Genomic DNA, 16587 nt, shown 5'->3' with positions numbered 1-16587 from the left:
CCTCAACGCAAGAATGAGAGACCATCTCACAAAAACGCTTGCGGCCTAACACCGTTGCTTTTTCATGCCAACCGCGCCAGGGTGGCGAAATCCCAAATAGAAGTTGCAACCGGCGGCCGTTTCACTGCATGCTGGCTTTGGGATGGAGCCGGATGGCGGAAGTGGAGGAGCGGGAGATGGTAACAAGGATCAACTACGGCAGCGCGCTCGGAAACGACGGCTGGCTGGAAGACTTCTATAACATGGATAGATTGACGCTGATTTCGAAACAGGGCGGCAAGGCAATCTATCGCGATAATAGCGGCGACCAGATCGTGCTATCCGGCAGCGGCCTTTCTTACAGCGGGAGTTCCGTGACAAGCGGAACGTTGACCGCCATCCAGTTTCTCAACAAATCCGGCAAGGCCTATCTGGCTATCTCCAACACGTCGTTCGACGCATCCGGCATCTCGACGCTGATCGAGGCCAAGGATTTCTGGAACCTGATGAGTGGCCTGACTGCAGGGTTAGACATTATCAGGGGAACCAATCGCAGGGACGACATCCTCGTCGGCACGAATGGCGGGAACGACAAGATCTACGGCCTGGGCGGCGACGACTACATCAGAGGCTCGCCGGGCCACAACTACATCGATGGCGGCAGCGGCTTCGACGAGATTTCCTATACGAGCACAAACTGGGACAATGACGGCGTCGTGTCCGGCATCACCGTCAACATCGCGACGAAAAAGATCGAAAATCCTTGGGGCGGGACGGAAACTTTCAAGAACATCGAGCAGTTCTCGGGAACCTATCTGAAGGACACATTCCTGGGCGGCAAGGGGAACGACGTCTTCACAGGCTTCAAGGGTGCCGACGTGATCAAAGGCGGAAAAGGCCTTGACGAAGTGCGATATCATCGCGACGTCGATTACGGCGGCAAGCTCGGCATCAAGGTCGATCTCGCCAAAGGCACGATCCGCGACGGCTTCGGCACGACGGACAGCGTGAACAGTGTGGAGCGCGTCTACGGCACCTTCTTTAAGGACGTGTTCAAGGGGAACAGTGCCGACAACTACTTCCGCGGGCTGAGCGGGAAAGACAGCTTCGACGGTCGGGCCGGAAGCGACACCGTCAGCTTCGAATGGTGGGAAACGCTTGGACAAAAGCGGGGCGTGGTCGTCGATCTGCGCAAGAGCGTGGGCAACATCCTCAACGACGGTTTCGGCAACAAGGAAACCGCCAAGAGTATCGAGAATATCGAAGGCTCGCGGTTCAACGACAAGATCATCTTGGGCAAGGCCGATGGCTGGGCGTGGGGCGGCGCGGGCAAGGACACCATCGTTGCAGGAACCGGAAAGAACTGGCTCGGCGGCGACAAGGGAGCGGACACGTTCATGTTCCTCTCCTCGAAGCACTCCACCGCCTCCAAGCTCGACACGATCGAGGACTTCTCGCGCAAGCAGGGCGATCGGATCGACGTATCGCGCGTCGCGGACTTCGACTTCATCGGCCGGAAGGGATTTTCAGGCGCAGGCGACGAACTGAAGTACAAGATCAAGGGTGGCGACACCTATGTCTCCGGGGACATCGACGGCGACAAGAAGGCCGACTTCTTCTTCAAGCTCGACGGCAAATACGGCCTGGTCGAAGGCGACTTCATTCTTTAGCCACGGATCGGATTGACGACCAGAGACTGATGGGAGTGCGCCGTTCGGAAGCAGCCGGGTGGCGCACTCATGATCCCAAGGATATCTCCGCCCAGGCCCGAGAAAGAACCCCGGCTTGCCTCGCTCAATGAAGATGGCTGGGGCGCCCATCCATTGCACGCTTCCGACGCTTCTCCTCGGACGCGACCGATCGCTCGTCACGAGCCGCATCGAGGAGGTCGAGAAGCCAGGCCTCGATGTTCGTGCCATCGGGCGGAAGCTTCCTCAACGCCATCTCAAGCGCGCAGCAGACGATGTCATCCGCCTCGACCTGCGAGTTCGTCCACGTCCGTGCGATTGCGCGAAGGCGAGGCAGGAGTTGTTCCACCCGCGGTGCAAGCGACGCCATCGACCCGTCTCCTCGAGAAAGATGGTTAACGCCGCCCTCAACGCTATGTTCCTGGCGAAACAAATCCTTCCCTTCCGCCTTGCCAAGCCCAAGGCAAGGTGCCGGCATCGAAAGGACGACTGCTGTCCTGCTCCGGCTCATCAAGACATGGTCAGCCGAGCTTCGGCCGACAAAGTCGTCGAATTGTTCGGTTTCCCTGTATCGTCCGGCCCACGCTGCTCCTCGTATTCCTGAAACGGCTGCGACAAATGCCCTTCGTCGGACCGCCACCGGAATTCAGCGGCGGTACGACGTTTCTGAATGCCTTCGGACAGACGCGGCCTGCACCTGCTTCGCACCGGAACTTTCCGCCGCATGTCTGGTTTGTCCTTCGCGAACAAGGAGCGAACCCATGGCCAAGAACACCTCGCCAAAAGCGTCGAAACCCGAGAAATCCACCGCGGCAGCCGCAGGTATCCACGACCAGAAAATGATGCGCGGCAATGGCGGCGAACTGCACCAGACCGCCGGAGACGGAACGCCCGTCCTGACCACCGCGCAGGGCGGCCCGGTCGCCGACGACCAGAATTCGCTGCGCGTCGGCGCGCGCGGGCCGCTGCTGGTCGACGACTTCCATTTCCGCGAGAAGATCTTCCATTTCGACCACGAGCGTATTCCCGAGCGGGTCGTGCATGCGCGCGGCTACGGCGCGCACGGCTTCTTCGAGACCTACGAGTCGCTGGCCGCCTATACCAGGGCGGATATTTTCCAGCGCGCGGGCGAGAAGACGCCGGCCTTCGTGCGTTTTTCCACCGTCGCCGGCAACAAGGGGTCGTTCGACCTTGCCCGCGACGTCCGCGGCTTCGCCGTCAAGCTCTACACGCAGGAGGGCAACTGGGATATCGTCGGCAACAACATCCCGGTCTTCTTCATCCAGGACGCCATCAGGTTTCCCGACATGGTGCATGCGGTCAAGCAGGAGCCGGACCGCGGTTTCCCGCAGGCCCAGAGCGCGCACGACAATTTCTGGGACTTCATCAGCCTGACGCCCGAGAGCATGCACATGATCATGTGGATCATGTCCGACCGCGCCATCCCGCGCTCCTTCCGCTTCATGGAAGGCTTCGGCGTGCACACCTTCCGCCTCGTCAACGCCAAAGGTGAAACGACCTTCGTCAAGTTCCACTGGAAGCCCAAGCTCGGCCTTCAATCCGTCGCCTGGAACGAGGCGGTGAAGATCAACGGCGCGGACCCGGACTATCACCGCCGCGACCTGTGGAACGCGATCCAGGCCGGCAACTTTCCCGAATGGGAGCTCTGTCTCCAGCTTTTCGACCAGGATTTCGCCGACGGTTTCGATTTCGACATCCTCGATCCCACCAAGATCATCCCGGAGGAGGTGCTTCCGGCGAAGCCGGTCGGCCGCCTCGTCCTCGATCGCATGCCGGATAACTTCTTCGCCGAGACCGAGCAGGTCGCCTTCATGACCCAGAGCGTGCCGCCGGGCATCGACTTCTCCAACGACCCGCTGCTGCAGGGGCGCAACTTCTCCTACCTCGACACGCAGCTCAAGCGCCTCGGCAGCCCGAACTTCACGCACATTCCCATCAATGCGCCGAAATGTCCGTTCCACCATTTTCAGCAGGACGGCCACATGGCCATGCGCAACCCCGTCGGCCGGGCCAACTACCAGCCGAACTCCTGGGGCGAAGGACCGCGGGAATCGCCGGCCGACGGCTTCCCGCATTTCCCCGCGGAAGAGCAGGGCCGGAAGGCGAGGCTGCGCCCCGAGAGCTTCGCCGACCATTACAGCCAGGCGCGCCAATTCTACATAAGCCAGACCCCGCCGGAGCAGCGGCACATCGCGGCGGCGCTGACCTTCGAGCTCAGCAAGGTCGAGACGCCCGTCATCCGCGAGCGGATGGTCTCGCATCTGATGAACATCGACGAGACGCTGGCCAATACCGTGGCGGCAAAGCTCGGTTTCCGGTCGATGCCGGAGCCCGCCGACGCCGCCGTGCCGACGCGGCAGGACCTCGATCCGTCGCCCGCGCTCAGCATCGTGCAACGGGGACCGAAACGCTTCGAGGGGCGCAAGCTCGGCATTCTCGTCACGGACGGCGTCGACATCGACCTTTTGACCGGCCTTCAGGACGCCGTTCTCGCGGAGAAGGCGGAGGTGGCCTTGATCGCGCCGAAGGTCGGCGGCGTGACAGCGTCCGACGGGTCGTGGGTGCCGGCGCATTTCATGATCGACGGCGGCCCTTCGGTGCTCTTCGACGCGGTCGCGCTGCTGCCGGCGAAGGAAGCCGCTGACGATCTCCTGCAGGAGGCGACGGCGCGCGACTTCGTCGCCGATGCCTTCCAGCATTGCAAGTTCATCGGCTATGTCGCCGATGCCCTTCCGCTCATGCGGATGGCGGGGATCGCTGACAGGCTCGATGAAGGCGTAATCGAGTTGCCAGGCGAGCGAGGCCTTTCGGCCTTCGTCACGGAACTCGGCAAGCTGCGCCTGTGGGCGCGCGAGCCTTCCGTCAAGCTCGGCAAGGCCTCCGTTCCGCCCCAGTAACGGGACGGTGCGCTTCGCCATACATGCGGGGAACGGAGGCCCGGAAGGCCTGTCGATTCCCCGCGCGATCGCGCCCGCCAATCCGGCGCGAGGGACAGGTCGGGCGGCCCGTGCAGGTGTTCGAGCTTCTCGGCAAGCCGGCCGGCGGCAAGATCTGTCCCGCCATCGACGGCCTTCTCGCCGCCGCTCAGGCCGTCGCACGCTGTGGGATCGCCCGTTATGGCACCCTGAAGTCCTGGGCCATCCAGCTCGACCAGACGCTCGCCGAGGAAGGCAAAGTGGACCAGCCCTGACGCAGCTTGCGGATGCGAAGGTCAGCCGCGAAGGAAAGACCAAGGCTGCGTGAACCGGCATGGGTGGAGAGACGGCTTCCCCCCTATCGCTGCCGCCTGTCCTCAAATCGGCCTGTCTCCTTTGGTTACTTTTAGGGTGCGGTTATCAACACCCGGGAGCATCCTTGCGGGATCGCGCGTGACAACGACGTCGATGACGGAGGGGCGGTTGCGTTCCTGATTGGCCGCGACGATGGCAGGACCAAGGTCGTCCGGCCGTTCGACCCGGATGCCGTGGCAACCGAAGTCCTCGGCGATCCTGGCATAATTCATCTCCACGAGATCGGACGACTGATAGGCGCCGTACATGGCATGCTGCAACGCCTTGATGTAGCCGGAGGCAGCGTTGTTCACGATCATCAGCGTGAACGGCGTGCCAGCCCGGCGCGCGGTCTCCAGCTCGCCGATCGTCATGTTGAACCCGCCGTCGCCGGTGATGGCGACGACCGGTTGACCGGGCACGGCGAGCTGGGTGCCCATGGCTCCGGGAAGGCCATAGCCGATCGAGGCAAAACCCCGGTCGGCTACGAACCTCCGGCCTGCCGCCTTGGTATCGTAGAGCAGCCCGCCCCAGTGGGCGGCGAAGCCGCCATCGACGACCAGCACGGATTCCGCCGGCATCGCCGCATTCAATTCATGCAGCATCCGGCCCATGTTGATCGGCATCTCGCTTGAGAGGAGACGGTCGGCAGCTCCGTCCCGCCACTTGCGCATGCGTGCGGGAATCTCCGCCGCATAGTCCGCGCGAGCAGCGCGTGCCCGGACGGCTTCGCCATGCAGGGCGGCGGACAGATCCTCCAGCGCCAGCCGCGCATCTCCGACGAGCGCATGGTCCGTCCGGGTGGTCCGTCCGATCTCCTCCGGAAGCACCTCGACATGGATGACGGGGGCATGGCCGTTGAAAAGCTGGAAGCGCCTGGTGGCGATCTCGCCCAGCTTGCAGCCGACGACGATCAGGCAATCGCTGGCTTCGATCAATTCGTTGGCGATGCGCGAGTAGCGGCCGAACAGGCCAGCCGAAAGCGGGTGCGTGCAGGCGATGGCGCCCTTGCCGGAGAGCGTGTGGGCGACCGGGATCGCGTGGGTTTCGGCGAAGGTCCGCAGCGCTTCGTAGGCCTCGGAGATGTGCGCACCGCCGCCAACCAGCAGGAGCGGCCGTCTGGCTGCCGCGACGACGGCGGCGGCGCGCTCCACATCGCGCGCGTCGGGTCGCGAACGATAGGCCGGGAATCGGGTTGTCGCCGCATCGATCCAGAGGTCCGAGACCGGATAGTCGAAGCTCTCATGTGCAACGTCCTCGGGCACATCGACCACGACCGGGCCGGGCCTGCCGGAGGTGGCGACAGCAAAGGCGCGGCGCACCGCCTCCGGCACCCGGGAGGACCGCTCGATACGGATCACCTCCTTGACCGCCGGGCGCAGGATATCGAGCTGCCGCGTCTCCTGCGTCATGTTCTTCCAGGAATGATCGCGGTGGGTATCACCGACGAAGACGATCTGGGGAATGCCGGCGTTGAAGCTCTCGACGAGCGCCGTCACCAGGTTGGTGGCGCCCGGTCCCAGCGTCGCGTCACATACGCCCGGCCGTCCGGACATCCGCGCCCAGGCGTCGGCGGCGAAGGCTCCGCAACGCTCGTCGTTGATCAGATGATGGCTCAGGCCCTTGCGCCGGACGGCTTCGTAGAAAGGCAGGAGCTGGAACCCGCCCATGCCGAACATCGGCCCGACGTCCGCGCGTTCGAGAATTTCGACGATCGCCTCCCCGCCCGTCAGGCGGATCGTTGCGTCGGACGGTGTCGTGGCCAGCTTTGCTTCGGTCATTGTCATGTGTCCCATGTTGGAAATTGGTCAGCGGCGATGCCGGTCAGGCTGCCGATGAGGTGACGTATCCGCACGCCGGGTCTTGCACCGAGGGCGAGCGCTTTTTCGTTGGCGAAGGAGACGATGCCCGTCTCGAAAGTGGACCGCGCATCGCCGATCCGGGCCGACCCGGTGCTGACGCAGGCCGCGGCCACTCCCTGCCGATCCAGCACGGGCAGGCGCGCGATACCCGCGTCGTCGATACCGACGCCGGCGTCGTTGAAGATGGCGATCAAGGGGCGTGCCTTGATCGCGCGGTCCACCGACCCGGCCGGCAGCCCGCCGTGCGATCCCGTAACGACGATTGCTCCGTCATCGAAAGGCGTGATCGACGATGCGCTGTCGAGGAGGACGAGGCGTCGACCGAGGCTGAGCGAGAGCTTCCGGCGACGAAAGATGGCGTCACCGGTTGCTCCGGAGGGCGCCGTTGCCTGCCCTGCCCTATCGGATAGCAACGTTGCCGCATCCGCGGCCCGACCTCCGGGAGAGATGCCCAGTTCGACGGCAGGTGCATTCGCCCGGCTGATCCGGCCGCGGGCCAGCATGTCCTGCGTATCGCCGATGCGTGCCGAACGGTAATCGACCGCGATGGCCGGGACCGACCGGTTCTCGAGGACAGCCAGCCCTTCGACCCCGGCTTCGTCCAGCCCGATGCCGGCGTCGTGACACGTCAGCGAGGCTATCCCGAATGCGAGCGCATACTCGCCCGTCGCACGGCCGCCATGCGATCCGACCAGGACGGCCCGGCCGGCATGTTCGGGGCGAAGGTCCGTCACGGAACCCAGCGTGATCATGCCGGAACGCTCCCGTGCTGCTCCAGCGCCTCGCCCAGGCCTTCGAGCAGGATGTCGATCTCGTTTTCAGTGATGGTGAAGGGCGGGCTGATCTGGATGTGGTCGCCACCCTGCCCGTAATTGATGCCGGGAATGCCGGCGGCGACGAGAATCCCGTTTGCGCGCATGTGACTGACGATCTTCGCGGTGAAGCCGGCCTTCGGATCGAAAGGCCGTCGCGTCTCGCGGTCCTCCACGAACTCGACGCCCCAGAGAAGGCCCCGTCCCCTGATATCGCCGATCGCCGGATGGCGATCCGCAAGCGCACGCAATCCGGCCTCCAGATAGCGCCCGATCTCCGCACCGCGCGTGAAGAGCCCCTCGCGCGACATGATTTCATGCACGCGGTTCCCGATGAAGCATGCGGAGGGCGTACCGCTGTAGGTAAGCCCGTGGACGAAGCGGCCGCTGCCGGCGGCGAAGGCTCCGCGGATCTTTTCCGACACGACCATTGCCCCCAGCGGCGCGTAGCCGCTGCCGATCGCCTTGCCGAGCGTGACGATATCCGGCGCGACATCCCAGGCCGAGATCGCGAAGGGGTGACCGGTGCGGCCGTAGCCGCACAGCACCTCGTCGGCGACGAAGAGCACGTCGTAGCGGTCGCAGATTTCGCGGATGCGGCGATAGTAGCCCGGGTTCGGCGTGAGGCCGGCGGCCGTCGTTCCGACGATGGTTTCGGCAAAGAACGCCGCGACCGTTTCGGGCCCTTCCATCAGGATCGTGCGCTCGAGATCGTCGGCGCAGGCCAGCGTGCAGCGGCCCCCGCCGCATATCCTGCAACGGTATTCGTAGGGCGGGGCGACGCGGGCGACGGGCAGGAGCAGCGGCGAATAGATCTCGCGCCAGCTGGTGCGGCCGGAGAGCGACAGCGTGGCGAGCGTCACCCCGTGATAGCTGAGCCACCTGGCGACCGCCTTGTATTTCTGGGGCTTGCCTCGTTCCACGAAATACTGGCGCGCGAGCTTCCAGGCCGATTCGTTCGCCTCGGACCCGCCCGAGGTGAAATAGACGCCGGCCATGTTGGAAGGCGCCATGGCAAGGATGCGGCCGGCAAGCTCCTCCTGCCAGGGGTGGGTGAAGGTCGCGTTGTAGACGAAGGTGACCTTGTTCCCCGCCGCGGCCAGGGCATCCCATATCTCGGAGCGGCCGTGGCCGATGCCGACCACGCCCGCGCTTGCCGACGCATCGAGATAGCGGCGGCCGGACGCATCCTCCAGATAGGAGCCCTCGCCCCTGACGATGGATGGCGGGACCGCGTTGAGGTCCCGGTAGAAGACGGCAGAACGGTTGTGCATGTTAGGACGGCTCCTGGACCAGATGGCCTTGGGAAACGGTGCGCCAGATCCGTTCGGGCGGAACGAAGTCCGGCGCGCGGACGGGGCTGGGCAGGTCTTCGGCGGGAAGCGGCGGACGCGTGCCGCGCCGTGCGGGATCCGGCACCGGCACGGCGGACAGGAGCTTGCGCGTATAGGGATGCTGCGGGTTCTCTATGATCGCCGCGCGTGGGCCGATCTCCACGATCTCCCCCAGATACATGACCGCGATGCGATGGCTGACCCGTTCGACGGTCGCCATGTCGTGCGAGATGAACAGGTAGGAGAGCCCCAGCGAGGACTGCAGGTCGAGCATCAGGTTGAGCACCTGGGCCTTGATCGAGACGTCGAGGGCGGACACCGCCTCATCGGCAACGATCAGCTTGGGCGACAGGGCGAGCGCGCGGGCGATGCAGACCCGCTGGCGCTGGCCGCCCGAGAATTCGTGCGGCAGCCTGGTCGCCATGCCGGGCTCCAACCCTACCTTCTCCAGCAGATCGGCTGCGCGCTCCTCCGCCTCGCGCCGGCCGGCAAGCCCGTGCACGACGATGGGCTCGGCAATCGCCCTGCCGACGGGAATGCGCGGATTGAGGCTGGCATAGGGATCCTGGAAGATCATCTGCATGTCGCGGCGCAGCGCCTTGAGCTGCGCTCCACCCATGCCGATCGCCTCGCGCCCCTCGAAGCGGACCGAACCGGACAGCGGCTCGACCAGCCTGAGGATGGAACGCCCGGTCGTCGACTTGCCGCAACCGGACTCCCCGACCAGCGAGAGCGTCTCGCCCCGCGCCAGCGAAAAGGAGACGTTTTCCACCGCATGCACGCGGCCGGAGACGCGCCGCAGGAGCCCGCTGCGCATCTCGAAGCGGGTCGTCAGGCCTTTCACCTCAAGAAGCGGCTCGTCGTGGTAGGCCGGCGAGCGATCCGGCGCGGCGGACGGGCCGGCGCTTTCGCCCCCTTCCGTGAAGTCCGGCATCTTTCTCGGCGCCGCCTCGCCGCGCATCGAGCCCAGCGTGGGAACCGCGGCGAGCAGCCGCCGCGTATAGGCGTGGGCCGGCCCGGTGAATATCCGGGCCGTCTCGCCTTCCTCGACCTTGTCGCCGCGCAGCATCACCAGCACGCGGTCGGCGATTTCCGCGACCACGCCCATGTCGTGGGTGATGAAGACCACGCCCATGCCGAACTCGTCCTGAAGGGAGCGGATCAGATCGAGGATCTGGGCCTGCACGGTCACGTCGAGCGCCGTCGTCGGCTCGTCGGCGATGAGGACCTTCGGCCGGCAGGCGAGCGCCATGGCGATCATCACGCGCTGGCGCATGCCGCCGGAAAAGCGGTGCGGGTATTCGTCCAGGCGTTCGCGCGCCGCCGGTATGCGAACCCGGTCGAGGATATGCAACGACTCGGCCCGGACCGCGACCCTGTCCATGCCGCGATGCAGGATCAACGCCTCCGATATCTGGTCGCCGACGGTCAGCACCGGGTTCAGGCTGGTCATCGGCTCCTGGAAGATCATGGCGATCTCGTTGCCGCGGATACGGCACATTTCTCCTTCCGGCAGGGACAGGAGGTTGCGTCCGCCGAGCAGGGCCGAGCCCTCGACCCGGCCGTTGGCCGCCGGCACCAGCTTGAGAAGCGACAGCGCGGTGACGCTCTTGCCGGAGCCGGACTCGCCGACGATGGCGAGCGTCTCGCGCGGCCCGAGATCGAAGGAAAGTCCCTTGACGACGGGAGTCCATCCCTGCGGCCCGCGAAAGGACGTGGTCAGATCTCTGACGGAAAGCACGGGTTCGCCCATTTTCACGCCTCGTTCTTGAGCTTCGGATCGACTGCGTCGCGCAGGCCGTCGCCGAGCAGGTTGAGGGCGAAGATGACGATCAGGATCGCAAGGCTCGGAACGACGGCCAGCCAGGCGCTGTCGAGGATGTTCTCGAAGCCGGAGCGGATCATGCCGCCCCAGGTCGGGGTCGGCGGCTTGATGCCGAGCCCGATGAAAGCCAACGACGCCTCGGTACGGATGGCATTGGCCAGCCAGAGCGAGCCCATCACGACGATCTCGGCGGCGATGTTGGGCAGGATATGCACGAGCAGGATGCGCGCGTCGGAATAGCCCAGCGACCGGCAGGCCTCGACATATTCGCGCTCCTTGAGCGCGATGGTCGGCGCCCGCGCGATCCGCGCGAAGGGCGGGATCGAGGTCAGCGCGATGGCGAAGACGATGTTGGGCGTCGATGCGCCGAGCATGGCGACGATGACCAGCCCGAGGATGAGCGACGGGAAGGCGAGCAGCACATCCATGACCTGCATCATGACGGCGTCGAAACGGCCGCCGTACCAGCCGGCCAGCAGACCGATGGACGAGCCGACCAGCATGGCGATCACTGTCGAGGCAATGCCGATGGCGAGCGAAACGCGGGCGCCGTAGATCAGTCTCGCCCATGTGTCGCGGCCATATTCGTCCGTGCCGAAGAGATGTTCCATTGACGGGCCGGAAAGCTGCCGCGTGACGTCCTGGGCAAGGGGATCATGTGCCGTGAACAGCGGCGCGAAGACGGCGATCACGATCACGGCAAGCAGGATGACAAGCCCCGCCCAGGAGGTCTTGTTGACGTTGAAGACGCGGATCATGGCGTGCAAGGCGCCGCGCGGCGCGCCGGGAAGAACAGCATGGGTCATTGGAGCTTCACTCGCGGATCTGCAAGGCCGTAGGCGATGTCGGTCAGCATGTTCACGAAGACGACGATCAGCGTGTAGATGACCATCATCCCCTGCAGCATCGTGTAGTCGCGCTGGTTGAGCGCGCCGACGATGAGCTTGCCGAGACCCGGCCGGTTGAAGACGATCTCCGTCAGCACCGAGTTTCCGATCTGGATGCCGAGGAACAGGCCGACCACGGTGATGATGGGAAGAAGGGCATTGCGCAGGGCATGCCGCCTGACCACGACGGGCCACCGCACGCCCTTGGCGCGGGCCGTGCGCACGTAGTCCTCGGACAGCACCTCCAGCATCGCCGACCGGGTGACGCGGGTGATGTAGGCGGCCATGATCAGCCCGAGGCTCAGGGCCGGCAGCGTGATCGACTGGAACCAGGCTCCGACGCTGCCGCTCCGGGCGCTGATCACCGGAAACCAGCGAAGCTGGATGGCGAAGGCCAGCAACAGGATGACCGCCGAAACGAAGGCCGGAAAGGACAGGCCGAGCAACGAGGCGACCCGCACCGCATAGTCGACCGCGCGATTGCGATTGACGGCCGCCCAGACGCCGAGCGGAATGCCGGCGGCCGCGCCGAGGAGGAGCGAGACCGCGGTCAGCTCGATCGTCCAGGGCAGCACCGTCATGATTTCGGTGACGACGGGACGGCCGGTGACCATGGACTCGCCCCAGTCACCGGAGAGCGCGCTGCCGACGAAGTCGAGATACTGGGCCGGCAGCGAACGGTCGAGCCCGAGTCGCTGGCGCAGCGCCGTCAGGCTCTCTTCCGACGCCATGTCGCCGAGGATCACCTGCGCCGGGTCTGCGCGGGCAGGATGCGGACGACGGCGAAGACCAGCGTCAGCACCACGAAGCCGGTTGTCAGCGCCAGGGCAATTCTGCGGATGAGGAATGATAGCATGATGAATTTCCGCCTTGCAGGCATGGCCTTCCGCACCCGCCGGCGCGGAAGGACGGACCTCGGTTGTCGCAGTCACTTGGTGAAGTGCGTCTGTTCGGTCAGTTGCGGCACGAGGTTGAGGGAGCCCTGCAGGTCGTAGCCGAGATCGAGCGCGCCGTTCCAGGCCCAGACGACCAGTTGCTCGGAGAAGGGAACCGCACAGACATCCGCGACGATCTTCTCCTGTGCGATCTTCCACAGTTCTTTCTGCTTGGCGGGATCGAGTTCCCGCTTCGCCGCGTCGATCTCCGCATCGGCAACGTCGCAGTGGGAGAAATTGACCACGCCGCCGGGCGTATTGACCGTCGAGCGGGAATGGAAGAACTGCGTCAGGTAGACATCGGCCACGGGGAAGCGGGCGGCCTGGTAGAGCGTGACCTGAGACAGATCCTTGCGGATGTCGGCCATGTAGGTCGGGTGGTCGACGACCTGCATGTCCAGGGTTATGTTGGATTTCTTCAACTCCGCCTGCAGCGTCTCCATGATCTTGAGCAGGACCGGAAGGCTCGACTGGATCGTCTTGAGGGTTATGCCGTCGGGATAGCCGGCCTCGGCGAGCAGCGCCTTCGCCTTTTCGGGATCATGGGGAAGCAGCCCGGCATTCACGACGCCGAGGTTGCCGTCCGGCACGACGGATATCGCCTCGCGCGCCACCTTGTCTCCCGTGAAGGCGACCATCAGCTTGCGGTCGATGGCATGCGCGATCGCCTGACGGACACGAATGTGATCGAGCGGCTTGACCGTCTTGTTGAGATAAAGCGCATTCAGCTCCGCTGGCTCCATTCCGACGACCACCGCGCCGGGGACCGCCAGTGTCCGTTCCACCCATTGGTTGTTCTGTCGCCCGAAGATCATGTCGACCTCGCCGGACTGGAAGGCCAGATCGCGCGTCGCGTCGGACGGTATGTAGCGGTAGGTGACGGTGTCGAGCTGAGGCGTGCCGCGGAAATACGCCGTGTTCGCCTTCAGCTTGATGTATTGCTGCGGCAGATACTCGACGAACTCGAACGGCCCTGTACCGATCGGATGCTTGGCGAAATCCGCGCCGAGCTTCTCGGCCGCCTTACCGCAGACCATCAGGCCGCCATGATAGTTCGACAACAGGCCGAGCAGGCTCGGGATAGGGTTCTTGAGCGTAACCTTCACGGTATACGGATCGGGCGCCTCGACCTTGTCGAATACGGCAAAGTCGCCGGAGAAAGCGGAGGTCTCCTTGCTTGCCGCCCGCCTGATCGAGTAGACGGCGTCCTCCGCCGTGAATTCGCCGTAGCCGCCATGGCACTGCACGCCCTGGCGCAGCGTGAACGTCCACTCCGTTCCGTCGGCACTCGACGTCCAGCTTTCCGCAAGGTCGGGCTCGATGAATTCAGGGCTCGTCTCGCCCGGCTTGATGCGCACCAGCGCGTTGAACACCCAGTTCAGGCCCCCCTTGTCCGCGCCGGCCGAGGCCAGATGCGGATCGAGCCTGCCGGCGTCGGCCTGGGACGTCGCCACGACGAGGTCGCGCTTGGGCTCCTGCGCGACCGCGGGAGCCGCGAGCATTGAGAATGCGATCGCTGCTGAAAATGCACTGCGTTTCATGATCTTCCCCTTGCTTTGTTGTGTGCGGTTGCGGCTCAGGCGGCGGCCAGATAGGCCGGCCCGGCCTCCGGCCCATCGATGAGGGCCGCATAGGCGGCCGAAAGGCGCGCGAAGGCGGGGCCGGGCGCGCCGCCGCCCACGGCGCGCCCGTCGATGCCGCGGACGGGCAGCAGCCCTCCGGCGGTGCTGCAGACGAAAATCTCATCGGCCGTATAGGCGTCGTAGAGGCCGAGATCGCCCTCCTCGACCGCAAATCCGAGGCCAGGCGCCAGCTCGATGACGGCGGCCCGCGTGATGCCGAACAGGATGTCGCGGTTGGGCGTCAGCAGCCGCCGGCCCTTGACGAGGAAGATGTTGCAGCCGGTCGCCTCGCAAAGCTGGCCATCCAGCGTCAGCAACAGCGCCTCGTCGGCTCCGGCCGCCTTGGCCTCCATTTTGGCCATGACGAGATTGAGGTAGTTGAGGCTCTTGACCTGGGGCGCCAGCACCTGGCCGGAGGGCCTCCGCCATGCGACCGTCTTCAGGACGATGCCGCGGGCGGCCCGCTCCGCCGAGACGCGCTGCAGGTAGGGCTGCACGATGATGATCAGGTTCGCAACGCAACCCTGCGGATCCATCAGCGGACGCCCGTTCACACCGCGGGTGACGATCCACTTGATGTAGGCGTTCTCAAAGCCGTTGCGCCGGGCCGCCTCCAGCACGAGCGCCCTCAGTTCGGATCGGGAGAACGGCGGATCGAGGGCGATCGCCGCCATCGACTGGAAGGTGCGTTCGATATGCTCGTCGAGCCTGAAGATGCGACCCCGCCAGCCGAAGACGGTATCGAACACGCCGTCTCCGTAAAGAACCGCATGATCGAGGATCGAAATGGAGGCGCGAGACTCCGGAAGGAACTCTCCATTCACGTAGGCGACGGGCTCTGGCATCGTGTTCAGCCTCATGTTGTTCCAATTTTTATAATTTAAAACACATAAAACGGAACATCGTCAAGTGACTTCCGCATGGAAAATCTGTTCGCATGGCTGCTTGCGGCAAAATTGTCGAGACGCTATCAAACTGAAGGTTCGAGGCCGTTCCGAAATATTTTCTTCTGCGGACGGCCGTTGGTACGAGCGGAACAAGGGATGACAGGGTGAAGAAGCAGGACGATCTGCCCGAGCAGTCGGCGAGCGACAGTCCGCGCAGCGCGGAACGCCTGATGATCATACTGGACGCGCTGTCGCGGGCGTCCACGCAGGGACTGCGTCTGGCCGACTTGGTCGAGGCCACATCGCTCGGGAAGACGACCGCGCATCGCCTGGTCAATGGCCTGTGCGACCATGGCCTCGTCGATTTCGATCCGGAGACGGCCCGCTATTTCGTGGGCATCAAGCTGCTCAGCTTCGCTTCGGCGGCGCGCAACCGTTTTTCCGTCGCCAAGCTTTCCGAGCCGTCCTTATCCCGGCTGGTCCGCAAGACGCAGGACACGATCTACCTGATCGGCAGGTCCGGCGATCACGCGGTCTGCCTGGATGCACGAGAGGGCGCCTTCCCGATCCGGGTGCTGACCCTCAACATCGGCGACCGGCGGCCGCTTGGTGTCGGCGCCGGCAGCCTGGCGATGCTGGCCGCCATGACGGACGCCGAAATCGAACGGGTGCTCGTTCAGCAGAAGATGGAAAGATCGCGCTTTGCGTTCAGCGACGACCAGATCCGGTCCATGATCGCCGCGACCCGGGAGCAGGGCTACAGCTACAACGACACGCACATCTACAAGGAAATGGCCGACATCACCGGCATGGCCGCCATCGCGGTGGCCTTGAGGCGCTCGGACGGACAGCCGGCCGGCGCCATCCACCTCACCGCCATAACGCAGAGAGTTGCCGCGCCCCGCCGCGAAAGTCTCGTCGAGATGCTTCGTACGGAGGCACGGAGGCTGGAGGAAGAGATTCAGCCGGTTCTCGATGCACCGATGCTACAGGGCAGACCATAAAAGCAGAATGAGAATGCTGTCCGACGTGGTGGGTGTTATACAGACAGCGCTGGCACCTGTCTTCCTGCTGGCGGGAACCGCAGCCTTTCTCAGTGTATACACTGCACGTCTGACGAGAGTGGCTGACCGAGTCAACACGGTCGAGCAGAAATACGAACAGGTGCCAAACGGGAGCTTGCCTTCTTCTCAAGACTTGCGGCACTTTGGATATCTTCAGAGGCGCACGCTTGCGCTCGAAGTCGCGGTGATCCTAGCCACATTTTCGGGTTTCTGCACCTGCATATCCATCTTGGCGCTGCTCGGCGGAGCAATCGGAAGAGAGCTGAGCGAAGCCACACTGTTCTGGTTCTTTTCTGGAGCTATTGCGTCGCTTCTCCTCTCGTTCGTGGCCTTTCTATTTGAGATTGTGTCGGCTTGCCTCAGCATGATGGCACAGATGTATCGACTGGGCAGATATTGAAG

13 protein-coding genes and 1 pseudogene are annotated in these 16587 nt (G+C 64.4%); 5 read left to right on the top strand and 9 right to left on the bottom strand.

What is annotated here, in order from left to right; translation table 11 throughout:
- Positions 1 to 152 precede the first annotated feature (152 nt).
- Complete coding sequence (locus NNZ72_RS19670; RefSeq protein ID WP_257317249.1) at positions 153 to 1649, top strand: M10 family metallopeptidase C-terminal domain-containing protein; 1497 nt, start codon at positions 153 to 155, stop codon at positions 1647 to 1649.
- Positions 1650 to 1773: 124 nt separating this feature from the next.
- Here the strand turns inward: NNZ72_RS19670 and NNZ72_RS19665 are convergent, their stop codons facing one another.
- Positions 1774 to 2037, bottom strand: coding sequence for a sigma factor (locus NNZ72_RS19665; RefSeq protein ID WP_257317248.1), 264 nt, complete (start codon positions 2035 to 2037; stop codon positions 1774 to 1776).
- Between the two features lie 391 nt (positions 2038 to 2428).
- Here NNZ72_RS19665 and katE point away from each other — a divergent pair, with 391 nt between their 5' ends.
- Together katE and NNZ72_RS19655 are read left to right on the top strand one after the other, a co-directional pair.
- Positions 2429 to 4585, top strand: a complete 2157-nt coding sequence (katE, locus tag NNZ72_RS19660) for a catalase (RefSeq protein WP_257317247.1) — start codon at positions 2429 to 2431, stop codon at positions 4583 to 4585.
- A gap of 89 nt (positions 4586 to 4674) precedes the next feature.
- A pseudogene (locus NNZ72_RS19655) lies at positions 4675 to 4931 on the top strand (YciE/YciF ferroxidase family protein); the annotation flags it as partial.
- Positions 4932 to 4980: 49 nt separating this feature from the next.
- Here NNZ72_RS19655 and NNZ72_RS19650 read toward each other — a convergent pair.
- From NNZ72_RS19650 to NNZ72_RS19615, 8 genes are all read right to left on the bottom strand, one after another.
- Positions 4981 to 6738 carry a thiamine pyrophosphate-binding protein gene (locus NNZ72_RS19650; protein WP_257317246.1) on the bottom strand — a complete coding sequence of 586 codons (1758 nt, stop codon included), beginning with the start codon at positions 6736 to 6738 and terminating at the stop codon, positions 4981 to 4983.
- Between the two features lie 2 nt (positions 6739 to 6740).
- Positions 6741 to 7571, bottom strand: coding sequence for a hypothetical protein (locus tag NNZ72_RS19645; RefSeq protein ID WP_257317245.1), 831 nt, complete (start codon positions 7569 to 7571; stop codon positions 6741 to 6743).
- Positions 7568 to 8905: an aminotransferase family protein gene (locus tag NNZ72_RS19640; protein WP_257317244.1), complete on the bottom strand. Its 1338-nt coding sequence runs from the start codon at positions 8903 to 8905 to the stop codon at positions 7568 to 7570. Before NNZ72_RS19640 ends, NNZ72_RS19645 begins: the two co-directional genes overlap by 4 nt.
- Position 8906: 1 nt before the next feature.
- Entirely contained in the window at positions 8907 to 10718 is a 1812-nt protein-coding gene (locus tag NNZ72_RS19635; protein WP_257317243.1) for an ABC transporter ATP-binding protein, read from the bottom strand.
- A 2-nt stretch (positions 10719 to 10720) separates the two neighbouring features.
- Entirely contained in the window at positions 10721 to 11596 is an 876-nt protein-coding gene (locus NNZ72_RS19630) for an ABC transporter permease (protein ID WP_257317242.1), read from the bottom strand.
- Complete coding sequence (locus NNZ72_RS19625) at positions 11593 to 12408, bottom strand: ABC transporter permease (RefSeq protein WP_306766380.1); 816 nt, start codon at positions 12406 to 12408, stop codon at positions 11593 to 11595. The genes NNZ72_RS19630 and NNZ72_RS19625 overlap by 4 nt, the downstream gene beginning before the upstream one ends.
- A 197-nt stretch (positions 12409 to 12605) precedes the next feature.
- Positions 12606 to 14153: an ABC transporter substrate-binding protein gene (locus NNZ72_RS19620; RefSeq protein WP_257317241.1), complete on the bottom strand. Its 1548-nt coding sequence runs from the start codon at positions 14151 to 14153 to the stop codon at positions 12606 to 12608.
- 35 nt (positions 14154 to 14188) lie between these two features.
- On the bottom strand, positions 14189 to 14983 hold the full coding sequence (locus NNZ72_RS19615; protein WP_257317240.1) for an aminotransferase class IV: 795 nt from the start codon (positions 14981 to 14983) through the stop codon (positions 14189 to 14191).
- A gap of 302 nt (positions 14984 to 15285) precedes the next feature.
- Here NNZ72_RS19615 and NNZ72_RS19610 point away from each other — a divergent pair, with 302 nt between their 5' ends.
- Positions 15286 to 16125, top strand: a complete 840-nt coding sequence (locus NNZ72_RS19610; RefSeq protein ID WP_257317239.1) for an IclR family transcriptional regulator — start codon at positions 15286 to 15288, stop codon at positions 16123 to 16125.
- Positions 16126 to 16138: 13 nt separating this feature from the next.
- The gene (locus tag NNZ72_RS19605) at positions 16139 to 16585 is read left to right on the top strand and encodes a DUF2721 domain-containing protein (RefSeq protein WP_257317238.1); all 447 of its coding nucleotides are present in this window, start codon (positions 16139 to 16141) and stop codon (positions 16583 to 16585) included.
- Positions 16586 to 16587 lie beyond the last annotated feature (2 nt).

It is taken from the genome of Shinella pollutisoli, assembly GCF_024609765.1.
GTDB lineage: Bacteria > Pseudomonadota > Alphaproteobacteria > Rhizobiales > Rhizobiaceae > Shinella > Shinella pollutisoli.
This window is presented reverse-complemented; position numbering and strand designations above follow the sequence as displayed.